The following is a 14366-nucleotide window of genomic DNA, read 5'->3' on the forward strand; positions in this document are numbered from 1 at the left end:
GCTGGAGTGGCTGCGCCGCAACGCCGCCGAGCGCGCCGCCGCCGGGGACACCCCGATCGAGGTCCACCACGCCGACGCCACCGACGCGGACGTCCTCTCGCACCTGCGGGGCAGCGCCGCCGCCGTGGTGTCCAACCCCCCGTACATCCCGGTCACCGATGATCTCCCCGCCGACGTCCTCGCGCACGAGCCGGCGACGGCGCTGTTCGGGGGACGGGACGGCCTCGTCGTCGTCACCCCTCTCGTCGGCGTGGCCGCCGCCCTCCTCGTCCAGGGAGGGCACCTCGCCGTGGAGCACGACGACACCACCGGCGCCGCAGTCGCCGCGGTCGTGGCCGCGCAGGGGGGCTTCGGTACCGTGGAGCAGCACACCGACCTCGCCGGCCGACCGCGATTCGTCACCGCGACGCGACTCGACGCGGGCCACGACGACACACACGACGACGACCACGACGACGACGACAACGACGACGACGACAAGGTCGACACGACAGTCCGGAAGGGGACCACCCGGTGACCATCACCTACGACTGCACCGAGGACACCGGCCGCGAGGTCGGTCTCAGTTCCGCTGCCGGCGCCCTGCGCTCGGGCCGGCTGGTCGTGACCCCCACCGACACGCTCTACGGCATCGCCGCCGATGCCTTCGACCCGGACGCGGTGGTCTCGCTGCTGTCCGCCAAGCGCCGTGGCCCGGACATGCCGGTGCCGGTCCTGGTCGGCTCGTGGGAGACCATCGACGGCCTCGTCGTGAGCACCCCGGCCGCCGCCCGCGACCTCATCCGCGCCTTCTGGCCGGGGGGCTTGAGTCTCATCGTGCACCAGGCACCGTCCCTGGGCTGGGACCTCGGCCAGACCCGCGGCACGGTCATGCTCCGGATGCCGCTGCACCCCGTCGCCATCGAACTCCTGCGCGAGGTCGGCCCGCTCGCGGTGTCCAGTGCCAACGTCTCCGGTCAACCGCCGGCCACCACCGTGGCCCAGGCCCGGGAGCAGCTCGGCGACTCGGTGGCCGTGTACCTCGACGGCGGCCCGTGTGCGATCGGCCAGCCCTCGACGATCGTCGACCTCACCGGGCCCGGTCCGCGCATCGTCCGCGAGGGCGCGGTGACCGCCGAGCGCGTGGGAGAGGTCCTCGGCGTCGACCCCGCGGTCCTGCGCGGCTGAACCATGGGTGCCGGGGTCCCGTTCCGGGAGCTGCTGCTCATCGCGGTCACCGCCGGACTGGTCACCTTCGTCGTCACCGGTCTGGTCAGGGGAGTGGCACCCGCGATCGGCGGGCTCGCCTACCCGCGGGAGCGGGACGTGCACCAGGTCCCCACCCCCCGGCTCGGCGGGGTGGGCATCTTCACCGGGATGCTCATCGCCGTCTACCTCGCCGCGCAGCTGCCGGCCCTGAACCGGGCCTTCCCGCCCTTCGCCCCCGACGTGGAGGCCACCATCGTCGCCGGCGGGGTGATCGTGCTGGTGGGGATCGTGGACGACATCCTCGGGCTCGGGGCCGTCACCAAACTCGCGGGCCAGGCCGCCGCGGCCGGGGTCCTGGTCGCGATGGGCGTGTCGTGGACGCTGCTGTACATCCCCTTCGGGGACGGCAACATCCTCGTCCTCGACCAGCTCCAGGCCGGACTGCTCACGGTCGTGTTCACACTGACGATCGTCAACGCGATGAACTTCGTGGACGGACTCGACGGGCTCGCCGCCGGGCTCGGGGCCATCGCCGCACTGGCGATCTGCGTGTTCTCCGTGGGGATCATGCTCGACCAGGGCGGCACGGTGGGCGCGTACCCGCCGGCCATGGTCACCGCGGTCCTCGCCGGCGCCCTGCTGGGTTTTCTGCCGCACAACTTCCAGCCCGCCCGCATCTTCATGGGCGATTCCGGTTCCATGCTCATCGGCCTGGTCCTGGCGGCGGCCTCCACCAGTGCCTCGGGCAAGATCTCGCAGAGTCTCTACGGGCCGCAGGAGATGATCGTCCTGCTGTCCCCGATGATCGTGGTGGCGGCCGCGATGTTCGTCCCGATGCTCGACCTGGTCATGGCCGTGATCCGCCGGGTCGGGGCTGGCAGGAGCCCGTTCGCGCCCGACAAGATGCACCTGCACCACCGGTTGCTCGCACTCGGGCACTCCCACCGGCGCGTCGCCCTGGTCATCTATGCCTGGGTCTCGCTCATCGCCTTCGGTGCGGTGGGCGCGACCATGTTGCCGACCGAGGTGATCGTCCCGCTCATCGCGGCCGGCCTCATCTCGGTCCTGGCGGCCACCCTGGTCCCGCGCCTGCGGCGCTCGCGGGCGGAGGAGCCCCCGGGGGGGCCGGAGAGCTCCCGCTAGGCTGCACGACATGACGGACACCCCCACGACACCCGCTCAGCCCGCCGAGAGCCCCCACACCGCCGCCCTGCGGCGGGCGGTCAGGCTCGGGGTCCTCGCGCTCGCCGTGCTCACCGTGGTCAGCGCGGCGGCATGGACCGCGATCGACGGCACCCCGGGCCTGTGGGGCGCTCTGATGGGGGCGGCGGTCGGCGGCGCCTTCGTTCTCACCACCGCGATCGTCGTGGTCGCCACGGCCCACTCCGCACCGCAGACCACCGCGGCCGTCGTCCTGGGGACCTGGCTCGTCAAACTCCTCGCCGCGATGGGGATCGTCGCCGTTCTCGCCGGGTTCGACTTCTACTCCCGACCCGCCTTCGCCGTGACCGTCGTCGCCGCGCTGATCGTGGTCCTGGCGGGGGAGACGTGGGCCGTCCTCAAGGCCAGGGCGCCGTACGTCGAGCCCGTCGCCGACTGACGGGTCCCCCTGTCACCCCGGACCGATACCAGGGTGTTATCCTCAACGGCGGTGAGACGAGCACGTCACCGGGCCGCGAGACGGCCCGAGGCGTTCGCGCGGAATCCCAACACGGCCGCCACCATCGGGCCACTCGTACCGAACGCGCTCGGGCGCCAGTCGCCCAACACGACCAGGGGAGAACACACTGAGTACCACGCTTCTGGCCTTCAAGGGCGAGTTCCATCCCCCGAACATCGACAAAGAGTTCTTCCCCACCGATCAGTGGTTGACCGGCTTCGCCGGTGACGCCTTCGTCCTGGACCGGCTCATGATCGTCCGGTTGCTCATGACCGTCGTCCTCCTGGGCTTCTTCATGATCGCGATGCGTAACCCGAAGCTGGTCCCCCGAGGGGTCCAGAACGTGGCCGAGATGTGCCTGGACTTCGTCCGGGTCCACGTCTCGGAGGAGATCCTGGGCAAGGAGCAGGGTCGACGCTTCCTCCCGATCATCGCCACGATCTTCTTCGCTGTGGTGGCGATGAACCTGCCCACGATCATCCCGGGGCTGAACATCTCCCCGAACGCGAGGATCGGCTTCCCGCTGGTCCTCGCGATTCTGGGCTACGTGACCTTCATCTACGCCGGGTCCAAGCGTTACGGGTTCGCCAAGTTCGTCAAGGCGAGCGTGGTCATCCCGAACCTGCCGCCCGCGCTGCACCTGTTGGTCGTCCCGATCGAGCTGGTGTCGACGTTCATCCTTCGCCCGGCCACGCTGACCATCCGTCTCATGGCCAACATGTTGGCGGGCCACCTGATCATCGTCCTGCTGTTCAGCGCCACGAACTTCTTCTTCTGGCAGTTCAACGGCTGGACGCTGCTGGCGGTGGGCACCTCGCTGTTGTCGGTCGCCTTCACGCTGTTCAAGCTTCTGGTGATCTTCCTCCAGGCTTACATCTTCGCGCTGCTGGTCGCGGTCTACATCGACCTCGCCCTCCACGCGGAAAGCCACTAGAACTCGGGCCGTCAGGCCTGGTATGACCACCCGTCAACACGACAATTCACGTCCGACCGGTTCGGGAAAGCCCGCACCGGCCATCTGAAAGGGAAACCCCATGGACATCGTCACTCTCGCCCAGGCCACCGAGCAGACCGTCAGAGGCTACGGCGCGATCGGCTACGGCCTCGCCGCCATCGGCCCCGGCATCGGCATCGGCATCCTCGTGGGTAAGACCGTCGAGGGCATGGCCCGCCAGCCCGAGATGGCCGGCACCCTGCGTACCACGATGTTCCTCGGTATCGCCTTCACCGAGGCGCTCGCCCTGATCGGTATCGTCGCCGGCTTCCTGTTCTGATCGACGACCACCGACCTCGTAGGGACGCACCATGAGAAACGTCATCGCCATCTTGGCGGCCGAAGGGGAAGCACTTCCCCTGGAGGAGAGCCCCAACCCGCTCATTCCTCCGCTGTATGACATCGTCTGGTCGCTCATCCCGCTCGCCGTCATCCTGTGGCTGTTCTGGAAATTCATTCTTCCGAAGTTCCAGCAGGTTCTCGACGAGCGTGAAGAGCGCATCGAAGGTGGTCTGCGCCGAGCTGAGCAGACCCAGGCCGAGGCGAAGGAAGAGCTGGCCAAGTACAAGGCCCAGCTCGCCGAGGCGCGCAGCGAAGCGGCCAAGATCCGCGACGACGCGCGTGCCCAGGGTCAGCAGATCCTCGCGGACATGAAGACAGAGGCGCAGGTGGAGAGCGACCGCATCGTCGCCGCCGGCAACCAGCAGCTCGCGGCGCAGCGTCAGCAGATCATCGCGGAGCTCCGCAGTGACCTCGGACGTCAGTCCGTCGATCTGGCCGAGCGGCTCGTCGGCGAGCAGCTGTCGGACCAGGTCCGTCGATCGGGCACCATCGACCGCTTTCTGGCAGACCTCGACCGGGTCCCCGGCGCGGGCAAGAACTAAGGGAAGTGGAGCCGATGCACGCAGCGAGTCGCGAAGCGCTCGACCAGACCCGGACCGTCCTGCAGTCGGCCCTGGCGGCGAACCCGTCCGGTGGGGCCACGGGCGCGAAGATAGGCCAGGAACTCTTCGAGGTCGTGAACGTCCTCGAGGACAACCGCACCCTCAGGGTCGCCGTGGCCGACACCGCGGCCCCGGTGGAGGCCCGTCAGGACCTGGTCCGTGGGGTGTTCGGGTGGAAGGTCGACCAGACCACCCTCGATCTACTCCTCGCTGCGGTGGCCGAGGACTGGTCCAACCCCCGCGAACTGCGGGAGGGCCTGATCCTGCTCGGTCGCGAGGCACTCATGCGGTCCGCCGATGAGCAGGATCAGCTCCCGACGGTCGAGGACGAGTTGTTCCGGCTCGGCCGCATCGTCGCAGGCGATCCGCAATTCGAGCAGCTGCTCGCGGACCGTACCGCCGGGACCGATACCAAGCGGGGCCTGCTGGCCCAGGTGCTGTACGGCAAGGTCACCGCGGTCACCGAGGCCCTCGCCTCCCAGGCCGTGGCCCGGCCGACCGGCATGCCCGCGGACGACATCATGCAGATCTCCCGGCAGGCCGCCGAACTCCGTGGCCGTTCCGTGGCGGTCGTGACCAGTGCCGAGCCGCTGACCGGCCAGCAGGCCGACGACCTCCGGTCGCGTCTGGTGTCGCTGTACGGGCGAGAGATCGCCATCCACAACGACATCGACCAGTCCCTCCTCGGCGGCGTGGTCGTCCGGGTGGGCGACGAGATCATCGACGGTAGCGTGGCGGGACGGCTCGACGCGTTGCGTCGTTCCCTCCGGTGACCGGCCACCACCGGTCGTACGACGAGCTGCGGTCTCCGATGGTCGAGGCTCACGAAAAACCCATAAAGCACATCCCGACTTTGAGAGCAGGAATGACATGGCGGAGTTGACGATCTCCTCCGAAGAGATCCGCAGCGCGATTGCGAATTACACCTCAACCGTTTCGACCGACGCGACCAAGGAGGAGGTCGGCACCGTCGTCGACACCGGTGATGGTATCGCGCACATCAGCGGACTCCCCTCGGCGATGGCCAACGAGCTGCTGGAGTTCCCCGGCGGGATCCTCGGTGTGGCGCTGAACCTCGAGGAGCGCGAGATCGGTGCGGTCATCCTCGGTAACTTCGACGAGATCGCCCAGGGCCAGGAGGTGCGTCGCACCGGAGAGGTCCTCTCCGTACCCGTCGGCGACGGTTTCCTCGGCCGTGTCGTCAACCCGCTCGGTCAGCCGATCGACGGACGCGGCGAGATCGAGTCCGCCGGGATGCGCGCGCTCGAGCTCCAGGCGCCCTCGGTGCTCGAGCGTCAGCCCGTCGAGGAACCCATGCAGACCGGCATCAAGGCCATCGACGCCATGACGCCGATCGGCCGTGGCCAGCGTCAGCTGATCATCGGCGACCGCAAGACCGGCAAGACCGCGGTCTGCATCGACGCGATCCTCAACCAGAAGGCCAACTGGGAGTCCGGCGACAAGACCAAGCAGCTGCGGTGCATCTACGTGGCCATCGGTCAGAAGGGCTCCACCATCGCGGGCGTCAAGGCGACCCTCGAGGAGGCCGGCGCGATGGAGTACACCACCATCGTCGCGGCCCCGGCGTCCGACTCGGCCGGCTTCAAGTGGCTCGCGCCGTTCACCGGCTCGGCCATCGGTCAGCACTGGATGTACGACGGCGCCCACGTCCTCGTCGTCTTCGACGATCTCTCCAAGCAGGCTGACGCCTACCGTGCGATCTCGCTGCTGCTGCGCCGCCCGCCGGGCCGTGAGGCCTACCCGGGTGACGTCTTCTACCTGCACTCCCGCCTGCTCGAGCGGTGTGCCAAGCTCTCGGACGAGATGGGTGGCGGCTCCATGACGGGTCTGCCGATCATCGAGACCAAGGCCAACGACGTGTCGGCGTTCATCCCGACCAACGTCATCTCGATCACCGACGGTCAGGTCTTCCTCGAGTCCGATCTGTTCAACCGTGGTGTCCGTCCCGCCGTCAACGTCGGTATCTCGGTCTCCCGAGTCGGTGGCGCCGCGCAGACCAAGGGCATGAAGAAGGTCTCCGGTTCGCTGCGTCTCGACCTGGCCGCGTACCGCGACCTCGAGTCGTTCGCGACCTTTGCCTCGGATCTCGACGCCGCCTCCAAGTCCCAGCTCGAGCGGGGCCAGCGACTGGTGGAGATCCTCAAGCAGGACCAGAACTCGCCGGTGGCCGTCGAGGACCAGATCGTGTCGATCTACCTCGCCGGTGAGGGCTTCTACGACACCGTCCCGGTCGAGGACGTCCGTCGCTTTGAGAGCGAACTGCTCGAGGCGCTGCGGCACTCCGCGTCCGACGTCTACAGCCAGATCGACGGCGGCAGCGCACTCTCCGACGAGTCCAAGTCGACGCTCGAGGCCAAGACCAACGAGTTCAAGGAGGGCTTCGTGGCCTCCGACGGCTCGCGCGTGGTCAACGAGCCCGAGGCCGAGGCGCTCTCGGAGGACGAGATCGACCGTGAGACGCTGACGGTGACCAAGAAGAAGAAGGCCTGAGGCCTGCGATGACAGCCATCCGATTCAAGGGCGAGAGGAGTGTGATCTGAGGCCATGGCAAATATGCGTGAGCTGCGCGACCGGATCAAGTCGGTCAACTCGACCAAGAAGATCACCAAGGCCCAGGAAGTGATCGCGACCTCGCAGATCTCCAAGGCCCGGGCGAGGGTCGCGGAGGCCCAGCCGTTCGCCGATCAGATCACGGCCATCCTGACCGACCTGGCCAACGCCTCGTCGGTCCAGCACCGGATGCTCAACGAGCCGGAGAGCCCCAAGCGGTCTGCCGTGCTCGTGGTCACCTCGGACCGCGGCATGTGTGGTGGCTACAACCACAACGTGCTCAAGGAGGCCGCCGAGCTGGTGGCCTACCTGGAGGACGACGGCCGCGAGGTCGACATCTACGTGTTGGGCAACAAGGGGATCGTCTACTACACCTTCCGCGAGATCGAACTCGCCGGGGCGTGGCACGGACACTCCCAGAAGCCCGACTACCAGGAGGCCCGTCCGGCCTTCCAGTTGCTGTCGGCCGCGTTCGCGGCCGGCGGGGAGGCGACGTTCGACGCCTCGGAGTTCCTCGGCGAGGGCCACGACGGGGACACCACTCGCAAGGGCGTCGACGAGGTCCATATCGTCTACACCCAGTTCAAGTCGATGCTCACCCAGACCCCGCGTGCGCGTCGCCTTGCCCCGATCGAGACGAAGGTCGAGGTCGAAGAGTTGGATCTGGGCGAGGACTACATGGCCTCCCCGGAAACAGAGTCCAAGCCTGAGGTCACCTTCGAGCCCGATGCCGACACCCTCCTCGACAACCTCCTCCCGAGGTACATGTCGACGAGGGCGTTCGCCTCACTGCTCGAGGCCGCCGCGTCCGAGTCCGCTGCCCGTCGTACGGCGATGAAGTCGGCGACGGACAACGCGACCGACCTGGTGGAAGGCCTGAGCCGCGAGGCCAACCAGGCCCGCCAGGCGCAGATCACCCAGGAAATCAGCGAGATTGTCGGTGGCGCTGGCGCGCTCGCCGCTAGCGCAGGAAGTGACTAAAGCAATGACCACAGCTGTTACCGATCAGAGCACGACGGGCACGGCCGGTCTCACCGGTCGGGTCGCCCGCGTCCTGGGTGCGGTCGTCGACGTGGAATTCCCGCGTGGCGCCCTCCCGGCCCTCTTCAACGCCCTCACCGCGGAGATCACCCTCGCGGCCGTCGCCAAGACGGTGACCTTCGAGGTCGCCCAGCACCTCGGGGACAACATGGTGCGCTGCATCTCCATGCAGTCCACCGACGGCCTCGTCCGTGGTGCCGAGGTCGTCGACTCCGGCAAGCCGATCTCGGTGCCCGTGGGTGACGTCGTCAAGGGCCATGTCTTCAACGCCCTCGGCGACTGCCTCGACGCGCCCGGCACCGGCCGGGACGGCGAGCAGTGGGGCATCCACCGCGAGCCGCCCGCCTTCGACCAGCTCGAGGGCAAGACGGAGATCCTCGAGACCGGCGTCAAGGTCATCGACCTGCTCACCCCGTACGTCAAGGGTGGCAAGATCGGCCTGTTCGGCGGTGCCGGTGTCGGCAAGACCGTCCTCATCCAGGAGATGATCACCCGTATCGCGCGTGAGTTCTCCGGCACGTCGGTGTTCGCCGGCGTCGGCGAGCGCACCCGTGAGGGCACCGACCTCTTCCTCGAGATGGAGGAGATGGGCGTCCTCCAGGACACCGCCCTGGTGTTCGGCCAGATGGACGAGCCGCCGGGGACGCGTATGCGCGTCGCCCTGTCGGCCCTGACGATGGCCGAGTACTTCCGGGACGTGCAGGGGCAGGACGTCCTCCTGTTCATCGACAACATCTTCCGCTTCACGCAGGCCGGTTCCGAGGTCTCGACGCTGCTCGGCCGCATGCCGTCCGCCGTCGGTTACCAGCCGACCCTCGCGGACGAGATGGGTCAGCTCCAGGAGCGGATCACCTCGACCCGTGGTCGTTCGATCACCTCGCTCCAGGCGATCTACGTCCCCGCCGACGACTACACCGACCCGGCGCCCGCCACGACCTTCGCCCACCTCGACGCCACCACGGAGCTCTCCCGCTCCATCGCGTCGAAGGGCATCTACCCGGCCGTGGACCCGCTCACCTCGACCTCGCGCATCCTCGAGCCGGGTATCGTCGGGGAGGAGCACTACCGGGTGGCCCAGGAGGTCATCCAGATCCTGCAGAAGTACAAGGAGCTGCAGGACATCATCGCCATCCTCGGTATGGACGAGCTCTCCGAAGAGGACAAGGTCACCGTTCAGCGTGCCCGCCGTCTGGAGCGCTTCCTCGGCCAGAACTTCCTGGTCGCCGAGAAGTTCACCGGTCAGGTCGGCTCGGTCGTGCCCCTGTCGGACACCATCGAGGCGTTCGACAAGCTCTGCAAGGGCGAGCTGGACCACCTCCCGGAGCAGGCGTTCAACGGTATCGGCGGTCTGGACGACGTCGAGGCGGCCGCCAAGAAGCTCTCGGGGAAGTGACCGCTGACCATGGCTGACATCGAAGTCGAGTTCGTCACGGTCGAGCGCCGTTTCTGGTCCGGTACCGCCACCATGGTGGTCGCCAAGACCACCGAGGGCGAGATCGGTATCCAGTCCGGGCACGAGCCGCTGCTCGGCGAGCTGGACGCCGGTGGCACCGTCACGGTCTACACGGACGAGGGCAAGAAGGTCGCCGCCGTCCAGGGTGGTTTCCTCTCGGTGACCGCGAACAAGGTCAGCATCCTCGGCGAGACCGCGGAGTGGTCTGACTCCATCGACCGGGCCGAGGCCGAGCGTGCTCTCTCGGAGGCCGGCGACGACGCCGCGGCCGCCGCGGCCGCACGGGGCCGCCTCCGTGCGGTCGAGAAGGCCGGCGCCTGAACGACGTAGTACGGCCCGCCCGTGCTCCACGGCCGCGGCCATCGGAAGGGGTTGAACAGTAGTGACGACTCCCGGGATGATTCTCGGTGTCGTCATCCTGCTCGTGCTCGTCCCGGTGGTCGCGGCCGTCGTGTATCGACTGGTCGTCGTGCGTCGTAATTCCACGTCGGTCCTCGTTCGCAGGGCCGGGGAGGATGCGTGGGGATACGGCGCCGTCCGGTACTCGGATACCGAGGTCGCGTTCTACCGTCTGCTGAGCGTGAAGTTCGGTGCCGACGTGCGGTTGGACCGGCGGACCCTCGTGCTGGGCCCGCGTCGACAGCCCACCGGTCCGGAGCTCGACGTGGCAGAGGAGGGCGAGGTGATCGTTCCGTTCTCCGGACACGACCGCCGCGCCCGTCCGGTCGAAGGTGAACTCTGCGTGGCCCTCGCAAAACTGACCGGGATGCTCGCGTGGGTCGAGGCCTGCTCCACCGAGCAGGTCCGCCCCCGGCGTCCCCACCGCTGACACCATCCGCGCCGCGTGCCGGGGGCGGTGCCCGTACCCAGGAGGAACCGTTGCGTCTCGTCGTAGCCACGTGCCAGGTCGACTACGTCGGTCGCCTCACGGCTCATCTTCCGATGGCCCCGCGGTTGTTGCTGGTTAAGGCCGACGGGTCGGTGAGCGTCCACGCGGACGACCGTGCCTACAAGCCGCTCAACTGGATGACCCCGCCGTGTTCCCTCACCGAGCGGGATCACCCGGAGAACCCGGAGCATCAGTTGTGGGTCGTGGAGAACAAGGCGGGGGAGCAGCTACGGATCACCGTCGCCGAGGTGCACCACGACTCCCGACACGAACTGGGCGTGGACCCGGGACTGGTGAAGGACGGCGTCGAGGCACACCTGCAGGAACTGCTCGCCGAGCACATCGAGACGCTCGGTCAGGGGTACAGCCTGGTCCGCCGGGAGTACATGACGGCTATCGGCCCGGTCGACATCCTCGGCCGTGACGGGGAGGGCACGACAGTGGCGGTGGAGATCAAACGTCGCGGCGAGATCGACGGGGTGGAGCAACTGACCCGCTATCTGGAGCTGCTCAACCGCGACCCGTTGCTCGCGCCGGTCAGCGGGATCTTCGCGGCCCAGATCATCAAGCCCCAGGCTCGCACCCTCGCCGAGGATCGTGGCATCCGATGCGTGACCCTGGACTACGACTCCCTGCGCGGGATCGAGTCCACCGACCTCCGGCTGTTCTGAACGAGTCGTTCGCGATGCCCAGACGACACCGACGTGGCGGGTCCGACCGACCGCTACCGCAGCGGCACGGACTCGGGGGCTCGGCGCTCGAACCAGGACCCGCGGGTGACCCCGACTCCTACCACGTCCGACGGATCCCCGGCGCCAGGGCGGGCAAGGACTACCGGTGCCCGGGGTGCGATCACCTGGTGACCTCCGGTACCGCGCATGTGGTGGTGTGGCCGGACCGGCCCGGAGGGGACGAGGAACGTCGCCACTGGCACACCGGGTGCTGGTCCGGCCGGGGCCGGAGAGGCCTCACCCGTCGCTGGAGTTGAGGTCCGGTTCCTCCGGCAGGTCGAACTCCACGTCGTCGCCTGTCCCGGGGACAGGTTCGAGCTTCGCCCGGATCGCGCCGAGATCGTCGAGCACACGCTCGCGGAGCACGCGCAGATCGTCGACATGTCGTCGCGCCCGGGAGACCAGCTGGTCCGCCCGGCGATGGGCGTCGTCGACGATCCGTCGGGCCTCCTCCTCGGCCTCGCGACGCGTGGTCGCGGCGGCCGCCATCGAGGCGTCATGTTGCCGAGTGACCTCGCGTAGGGTCTCGCTGCGACGCAGATCAGAGGCCAGCCGGTGGTCCTCATCGATCTCCTGCCGCCGACGCGCCGCCTCGTCGTCCAGCCGGCGGGCGTCGCGCTCCGCGACGAGGATGATCTCCCGGGCGCGCGCACGCGCCGCATCGAGTACGGCCGTGTGCTCTGCTCGGATGGCCTCGGCACTCCCGCGGACGTCGGCCAATTCGGACCCCGCGGCTTCCCGTAGCCGCCACGCGTCCTCCTCGGCCTCCGCGCGGATCCGGTCGGCCGTGGCGTGCGCGGAGTCACGGATGGACTCCGCTTCGGCGGTGGCCAGCGAGAGCATCGTCGACAACCTGTCCGACATCTGACCGCTGGTGACGGGAGCCCGACCGAGTTCGGCGACCCTGGCCTCGAGGTGTGCCACCCGTGCTCGTTCCCGGTCTGCGTCCGCCGCGGCCCGCTCGGCCCGGGCGACGGCGGCATCCCGGTCAGCGCGCAGGACCCCCGTCTCGGACTCGAGTCGGGTGAGGGCGCCCATTACCTGCTCACGGTCAAATCCCCTGCGCACCACCGCGAAAGACTCCGCGGTGGTGGGTGACGTGTGCATGCTCGACATGTCCCCACCCTAGCGGCGGGAGCCGGGCGAGCGACTAGTGCTGCCCGTCGGCCGGCTCGACGAGCTCAAGGAGCACGCCGCCCGCGTCCTTGGGGTGGACGAAGTTGATCCGCGAGTCCGCGGTGCCCCTCTTGGGTGCCGGGTAGAGGACCCTGACGCCCCGGCCGGTGAGATGGGCGGTGATCGCGTCGATGTCGGTCACGCGGACGGCCATCTGCTGGATGCCGGGGCCGTTGCGGTCGATGAACTTGGCGATCGTGGAGGACTCGTCCAGGGGCGCGAGGATCTGCAACAGGGCGCTGCCCTCGGGACGACGGGGGGAGCCGAGCATCGCCTCGCGCACGCCCTGCTCCTCGTTCACCTCCTCGTGGAGATTCTCCAATCCCAGGTTGTCGCGATACCAGGCCACGGCGGCGTCGAAGTCGGGGACCGCGACGCCGACGTGGTCGATCGCCACGACGAGCTCGGAGGGGAGGAGGGGCTGGCCTGCTGGGGTAGTCGTCATACCTCCCACGCTAGTCGGTCCCCACTCGCGGTAGTTTGGCCCCACAGTCTCATCCCCTCCATCGGAAGGTGTCCCATGACCGCCGACCCCACCCGTACCGTCATCGTCTCCGGCGCCCGCACCCCCTTCGGCCGGCTCCAGGGCGGACTGTCCTCGCTGTCCGCCCCGGAGCTGGGCGGCATCGCGATCAGTGCGGCCCTCGAGCGGGGCGGTGTGTCCCCGGAGGCCGTCGACCAGGTCATCATGGGGCAGGTGCTCTCCGCCGGCAACGGCCAGATGCCCGCGCGCCAGGCCTCGCTCGCCGCCGGTCTGCCCAAGCGTGTCGACGCCCTGAGCATCAACAAGATGTGCCTGTCCGGCCTGACCGCGATCGCGCTGGCGGACCAGGCGATCCGGTCCGGGTACTCCGAGGTCATCGTTGCCGGCGGCCAGGAGTCGATGTCCCAGGCTCCGCACCTGCTGCCCAAGAGCCGCGCCGGGTACAAGTACGGGTCGATCGAGGTCCTCGATCACATGGCGTACGACGGCCTGCACGACGTTCCGACCGACCAGCCCATGGGTGCGCTCACCGAGGCGCGCAACGTCGAGCTGGAGATCACCCGTGAGCACCAGGACGAGTTCGCGGCGACCTCCCACCAGCGCGCGGCCGCGGCGGCGAAGGAGGGGCGGTTCGCCGACGAGATCGTGCCGGTCACGGTCAAGGGCCGCAAGGGTGACACGGTCGTGGACACCGACGAGGGCGTGCGTGCCGACTCGACCCCCGAGTCGATGGGCAAGCTCCGTCCCGCGTTCTCCAAGGACGGGACCATCACCGCCGGTTCGTCGTCGCAGATCTCGGACGGCGCCTCGGCGACCATCATCACGTCCGCGGCCCGTGCCGAGGCCGAGGGCTGGCCGGTGCTGGCCGAGATCGTCGGCTACGGCACCGTGGCCGGCCCGGACTCGACCCTGCAGCACCAGCCCGCCGACGCGGTGCTGAACGCGTGCGAGCGGGCGGGAGTCGACGTCTCCGACATCGAGCTGTTCGAGTTCAACGAGGCCTTCGCCTCCGTCGGACTGCACTCGACCCGCATGCTCGACCTGACCCCCGACAAGGTGAACGTGAACGGCGGCGCCATCTCGATCGGTCACCCGATCGGGGTGTCCGGCAACCGCGTGGTGCTGACCCTGGCCCTCGAGCTCGCACGCCGCGGCGGCGGGCTCGGAGCGGCTGCCCTGTGCGGCGGCGGCGGCCAGGGTGACGCCCTGATCATCCGGGTGCCCGCGGCCGGCTG

The 14366-nt window shown here is 68.8% G+C and carries 18 protein-coding genes; 16 read left to right on the top strand and 2 right to left on the bottom strand.

The features are described from left to right. From G6023_RS02470 to G6023_RS15855, 15 genes are all read left to right on the top strand, one after another. Positions 1-517, top strand: a 517-nt coding sequence (locus G6023_RS02470; protein WP_472986413.1) for a class I SAM-dependent methyltransferase, incomplete at its 5' end; no start/stop codon positions are given. After that, complete coding sequence (locus G6023_RS02475) at positions 514-1167, top strand: L-threonylcarbamoyladenylate synthase (protein ID WP_067718348.1); 654 nt, start codon at positions 514-516, stop codon at positions 1165-1167. The genes G6023_RS02470 and G6023_RS02475, both read left to right, overlap by 4 nt. Before the next feature lie 3 nt (positions 1168-1170). Beyond that, positions 1171-2331, top strand: a complete 1161-nt coding sequence (locus G6023_RS02480; RefSeq protein ID WP_182633993.1) for a glycosyltransferase family 4 protein — start codon at positions 1171-1173, stop codon at positions 2329-2331. Between the two features lie 10 nt (positions 2332-2341). Further along, positions 2342-2788 carry a Cg1360 family ATP-synthase-associated protein gene (locus G6023_RS02485; RefSeq protein ID WP_182633994.1) on the top strand — a complete coding sequence of 149 codons (447 nt, stop codon included), beginning with the start codon at positions 2342-2344 and terminating at the stop codon, positions 2786-2788. Between the two features lie 268 nt (positions 2789-3056). Further along, a complete protein-coding gene (gene atpB / locus G6023_RS02490; protein ID WP_241727629.1) occupies positions 3057-3782 on the top strand; it encodes a F0F1 ATP synthase subunit A in 726 nt (241 codons plus the stop codon). Positions 3783-3882: 100 nt separating this feature from the next. Beyond that, entirely contained in the window at positions 3883-4122 is a 240-nt protein-coding gene (locus tag G6023_RS02495) for an ATP synthase F0 subunit C (RefSeq protein WP_182633995.1), read from the top strand. A gap of 31 nt (positions 4123-4153) precedes the next feature. After that, entirely contained in the window at positions 4154-4726 is a 573-nt protein-coding gene (locus G6023_RS02500) for a F0F1 ATP synthase subunit B (protein WP_182633996.1), read from the top strand. 14 nt (positions 4727-4740) lie between these two features. Beyond that, positions 4741-5559 carry a F0F1 ATP synthase subunit delta gene (locus G6023_RS02505; protein WP_182633997.1) on the top strand — a complete coding sequence of 273 codons (819 nt, stop codon included), beginning with the start codon at positions 4741-4743 and terminating at the stop codon, positions 5557-5559. 97 nt (positions 5560-5656) lie between these two features. Next, positions 5657-7297, top strand: coding sequence for a F0F1 ATP synthase subunit alpha (gene atpA, locus G6023_RS02510; RefSeq protein WP_182633998.1), 1641 nt, complete (start codon positions 5657-5659; stop codon positions 7295-7297). Positions 7298-7351: 54 nt separating this feature from the next. After that, a complete protein-coding gene (locus G6023_RS02515) occupies positions 7352-8338 on the top strand; it encodes a F0F1 ATP synthase subunit gamma (RefSeq protein WP_182633999.1) in 987 nt (328 codons plus the stop codon). A 4-nt stretch (positions 8339-8342) separates the two neighbouring features. Next, positions 8343-9791, top strand: a complete 1449-nt coding sequence (atpD, locus tag G6023_RS02520; RefSeq protein ID WP_182634000.1) for a F0F1 ATP synthase subunit beta — start codon at positions 8343-8345, stop codon at positions 9789-9791. A 9-nt stretch (positions 9792-9800) separates the two neighbouring features. After that, positions 9801-10172 (top strand): F0F1 ATP synthase subunit epsilon, encoded by a 372-nt coding sequence (locus tag G6023_RS02525; protein WP_182634001.1) that lies wholly within the window; start codon positions 9801-9803, stop codon positions 10170-10172. Between the two features lie 76 nt (positions 10173-10248). Further along, a complete protein-coding gene (locus G6023_RS02530; protein WP_187699889.1) occupies positions 10249-10680 on the top strand; it encodes a DUF2550 family protein in 432 nt (143 codons plus the stop codon). A gap of 50 nt (positions 10681-10730) precedes the next feature. Beyond that, positions 10731-11411 (top strand): endonuclease NucS, encoded by a 681-nt coding sequence (gene nucS, locus G6023_RS02535; RefSeq protein WP_067718317.1) that lies wholly within the window; start codon positions 10731-10733, stop codon positions 11409-11411. 14 nt (positions 11412-11425) lie between these two features. Next, positions 11426-11728, top strand: a complete 303-nt coding sequence (locus G6023_RS15855) for an Rv1322 family protein (RefSeq protein WP_241260944.1) — start codon at positions 11426-11428, stop codon at positions 11726-11728. Here G6023_RS15855 and G6023_RS02540 read toward each other — a convergent pair. Next, positions 11709-12587 (bottom strand): V-type ATP synthase subunit E family protein, encoded by an 879-nt coding sequence (locus G6023_RS02540; protein ID WP_241727630.1) that lies wholly within the window; start codon positions 12585-12587, stop codon positions 11709-11711. The two genes, G6023_RS15855 and G6023_RS02540, sit on opposite strands and share 20 nt — an antisense overlap. A 34-nt stretch (positions 12588-12621) precedes the next feature. Beyond that, complete coding sequence (gene mce / locus G6023_RS02545) at positions 12622-13092, bottom strand: methylmalonyl-CoA epimerase (RefSeq protein ID WP_182634003.1); 471 nt, start codon at positions 13090-13092, stop codon at positions 12622-12624. Positions 13093-13167: 75 nt separating this feature from the next. Here mce and G6023_RS02550 point away from each other — a divergent pair. Then, positions 13168-14366, top strand: a 1199-nt coding sequence (locus G6023_RS02550; RefSeq protein WP_182634004.1) for an acetyl-CoA C-acetyltransferase, incomplete at its 3' end; no start/stop codon positions are given.

The sequence above is a fragment of the Dietzia sp. DQ11-71 genome (assembly GCF_014144995.1).
Classification (GTDB): Bacteria; Actinomycetota; Actinomycetes; order Mycobacteriales; family Mycobacteriaceae; genus Dietzia; species Dietzia kunjamensis.

What these genes read in the sequence shown, in the direction of transcription:
- G6023_RS02480 (WP_182633993.1), top strand. Translation starts at nt 1,171, where the DNA reads ATGGGTGCCGGGGTCCCGTTCCGGGAGCTGCTGCTCATCGCGGTCACC.
- G6023_RS02485 (WP_182633994.1), top strand. Translation starts at nt 2,342, where the DNA reads ATGACGGACACCCCCACGACACCCGCTCAGCCCGCCGAGAGCCCCCAC.
- G6023_RS02495 (WP_182633995.1), top strand. Translation starts at nt 3,883, where the DNA reads ATGGACATCGTCACTCTCGCCCAGGCCACCGAGCAGACCGTCAGAGGC.
- G6023_RS02500 (WP_182633996.1), top strand. Translation starts at nt 4,154, where the DNA reads ATGAGAAACGTCATCGCCATCTTGGCGGCCGAAGGGGAAGCACTTCCC.
- G6023_RS02505 (WP_182633997.1), top strand. Translation starts at nt 4,741, where the DNA reads ATGCACGCAGCGAGTCGCGAAGCGCTCGACCAGACCCGGACCGTCCTG.
- atpA (WP_182633998.1), top strand. Translation starts at nt 5,657, where the DNA reads ATGGCGGAGTTGACGATCTCCTCCGAAGAGATCCGCAGCGCGATTGCG.
- G6023_RS02515 (WP_182633999.1), top strand. Translation starts at nt 7,352, where the DNA reads ATGGCAAATATGCGTGAGCTGCGCGACCGGATCAAGTCGGTCAACTCG.
- atpD (WP_182634000.1), top strand. Translation starts at nt 8,343, where the DNA reads ATGACCACAGCTGTTACCGATCAGAGCACGACGGGCACGGCCGGTCTC.
- G6023_RS02525 (WP_182634001.1), top strand. Translation starts at nt 9,801, where the DNA reads ATGGCTGACATCGAAGTCGAGTTCGTCACGGTCGAGCGCCGTTTCTGG.
- G6023_RS02530 (WP_187699889.1), top strand. Translation starts at nt 10,249, where the DNA reads ATGATTCTCGGTGTCGTCATCCTGCTCGTGCTCGTCCCGGTGGTCGCG.
- G6023_RS15855 (WP_241260944.1), top strand. Translation starts at nt 11,426, where the DNA reads ATGCCCAGACGACACCGACGTGGCGGGTCCGACCGACCGCTACCGCAG.
- G6023_RS02540 (WP_241727630.1), bottom strand. Translation starts at nt 12,587, where the DNA reads ATGTCGAGCATGCACACGTCACCCACCACCGCGGAGTCTTTCGCGGTG.
- mce (WP_182634003.1), bottom strand. Translation starts at nt 13,092, where the DNA reads ATGACGACTACCCCAGCAGGCCAGCCCCTCCTCCCCTCCGAGCTCGTC.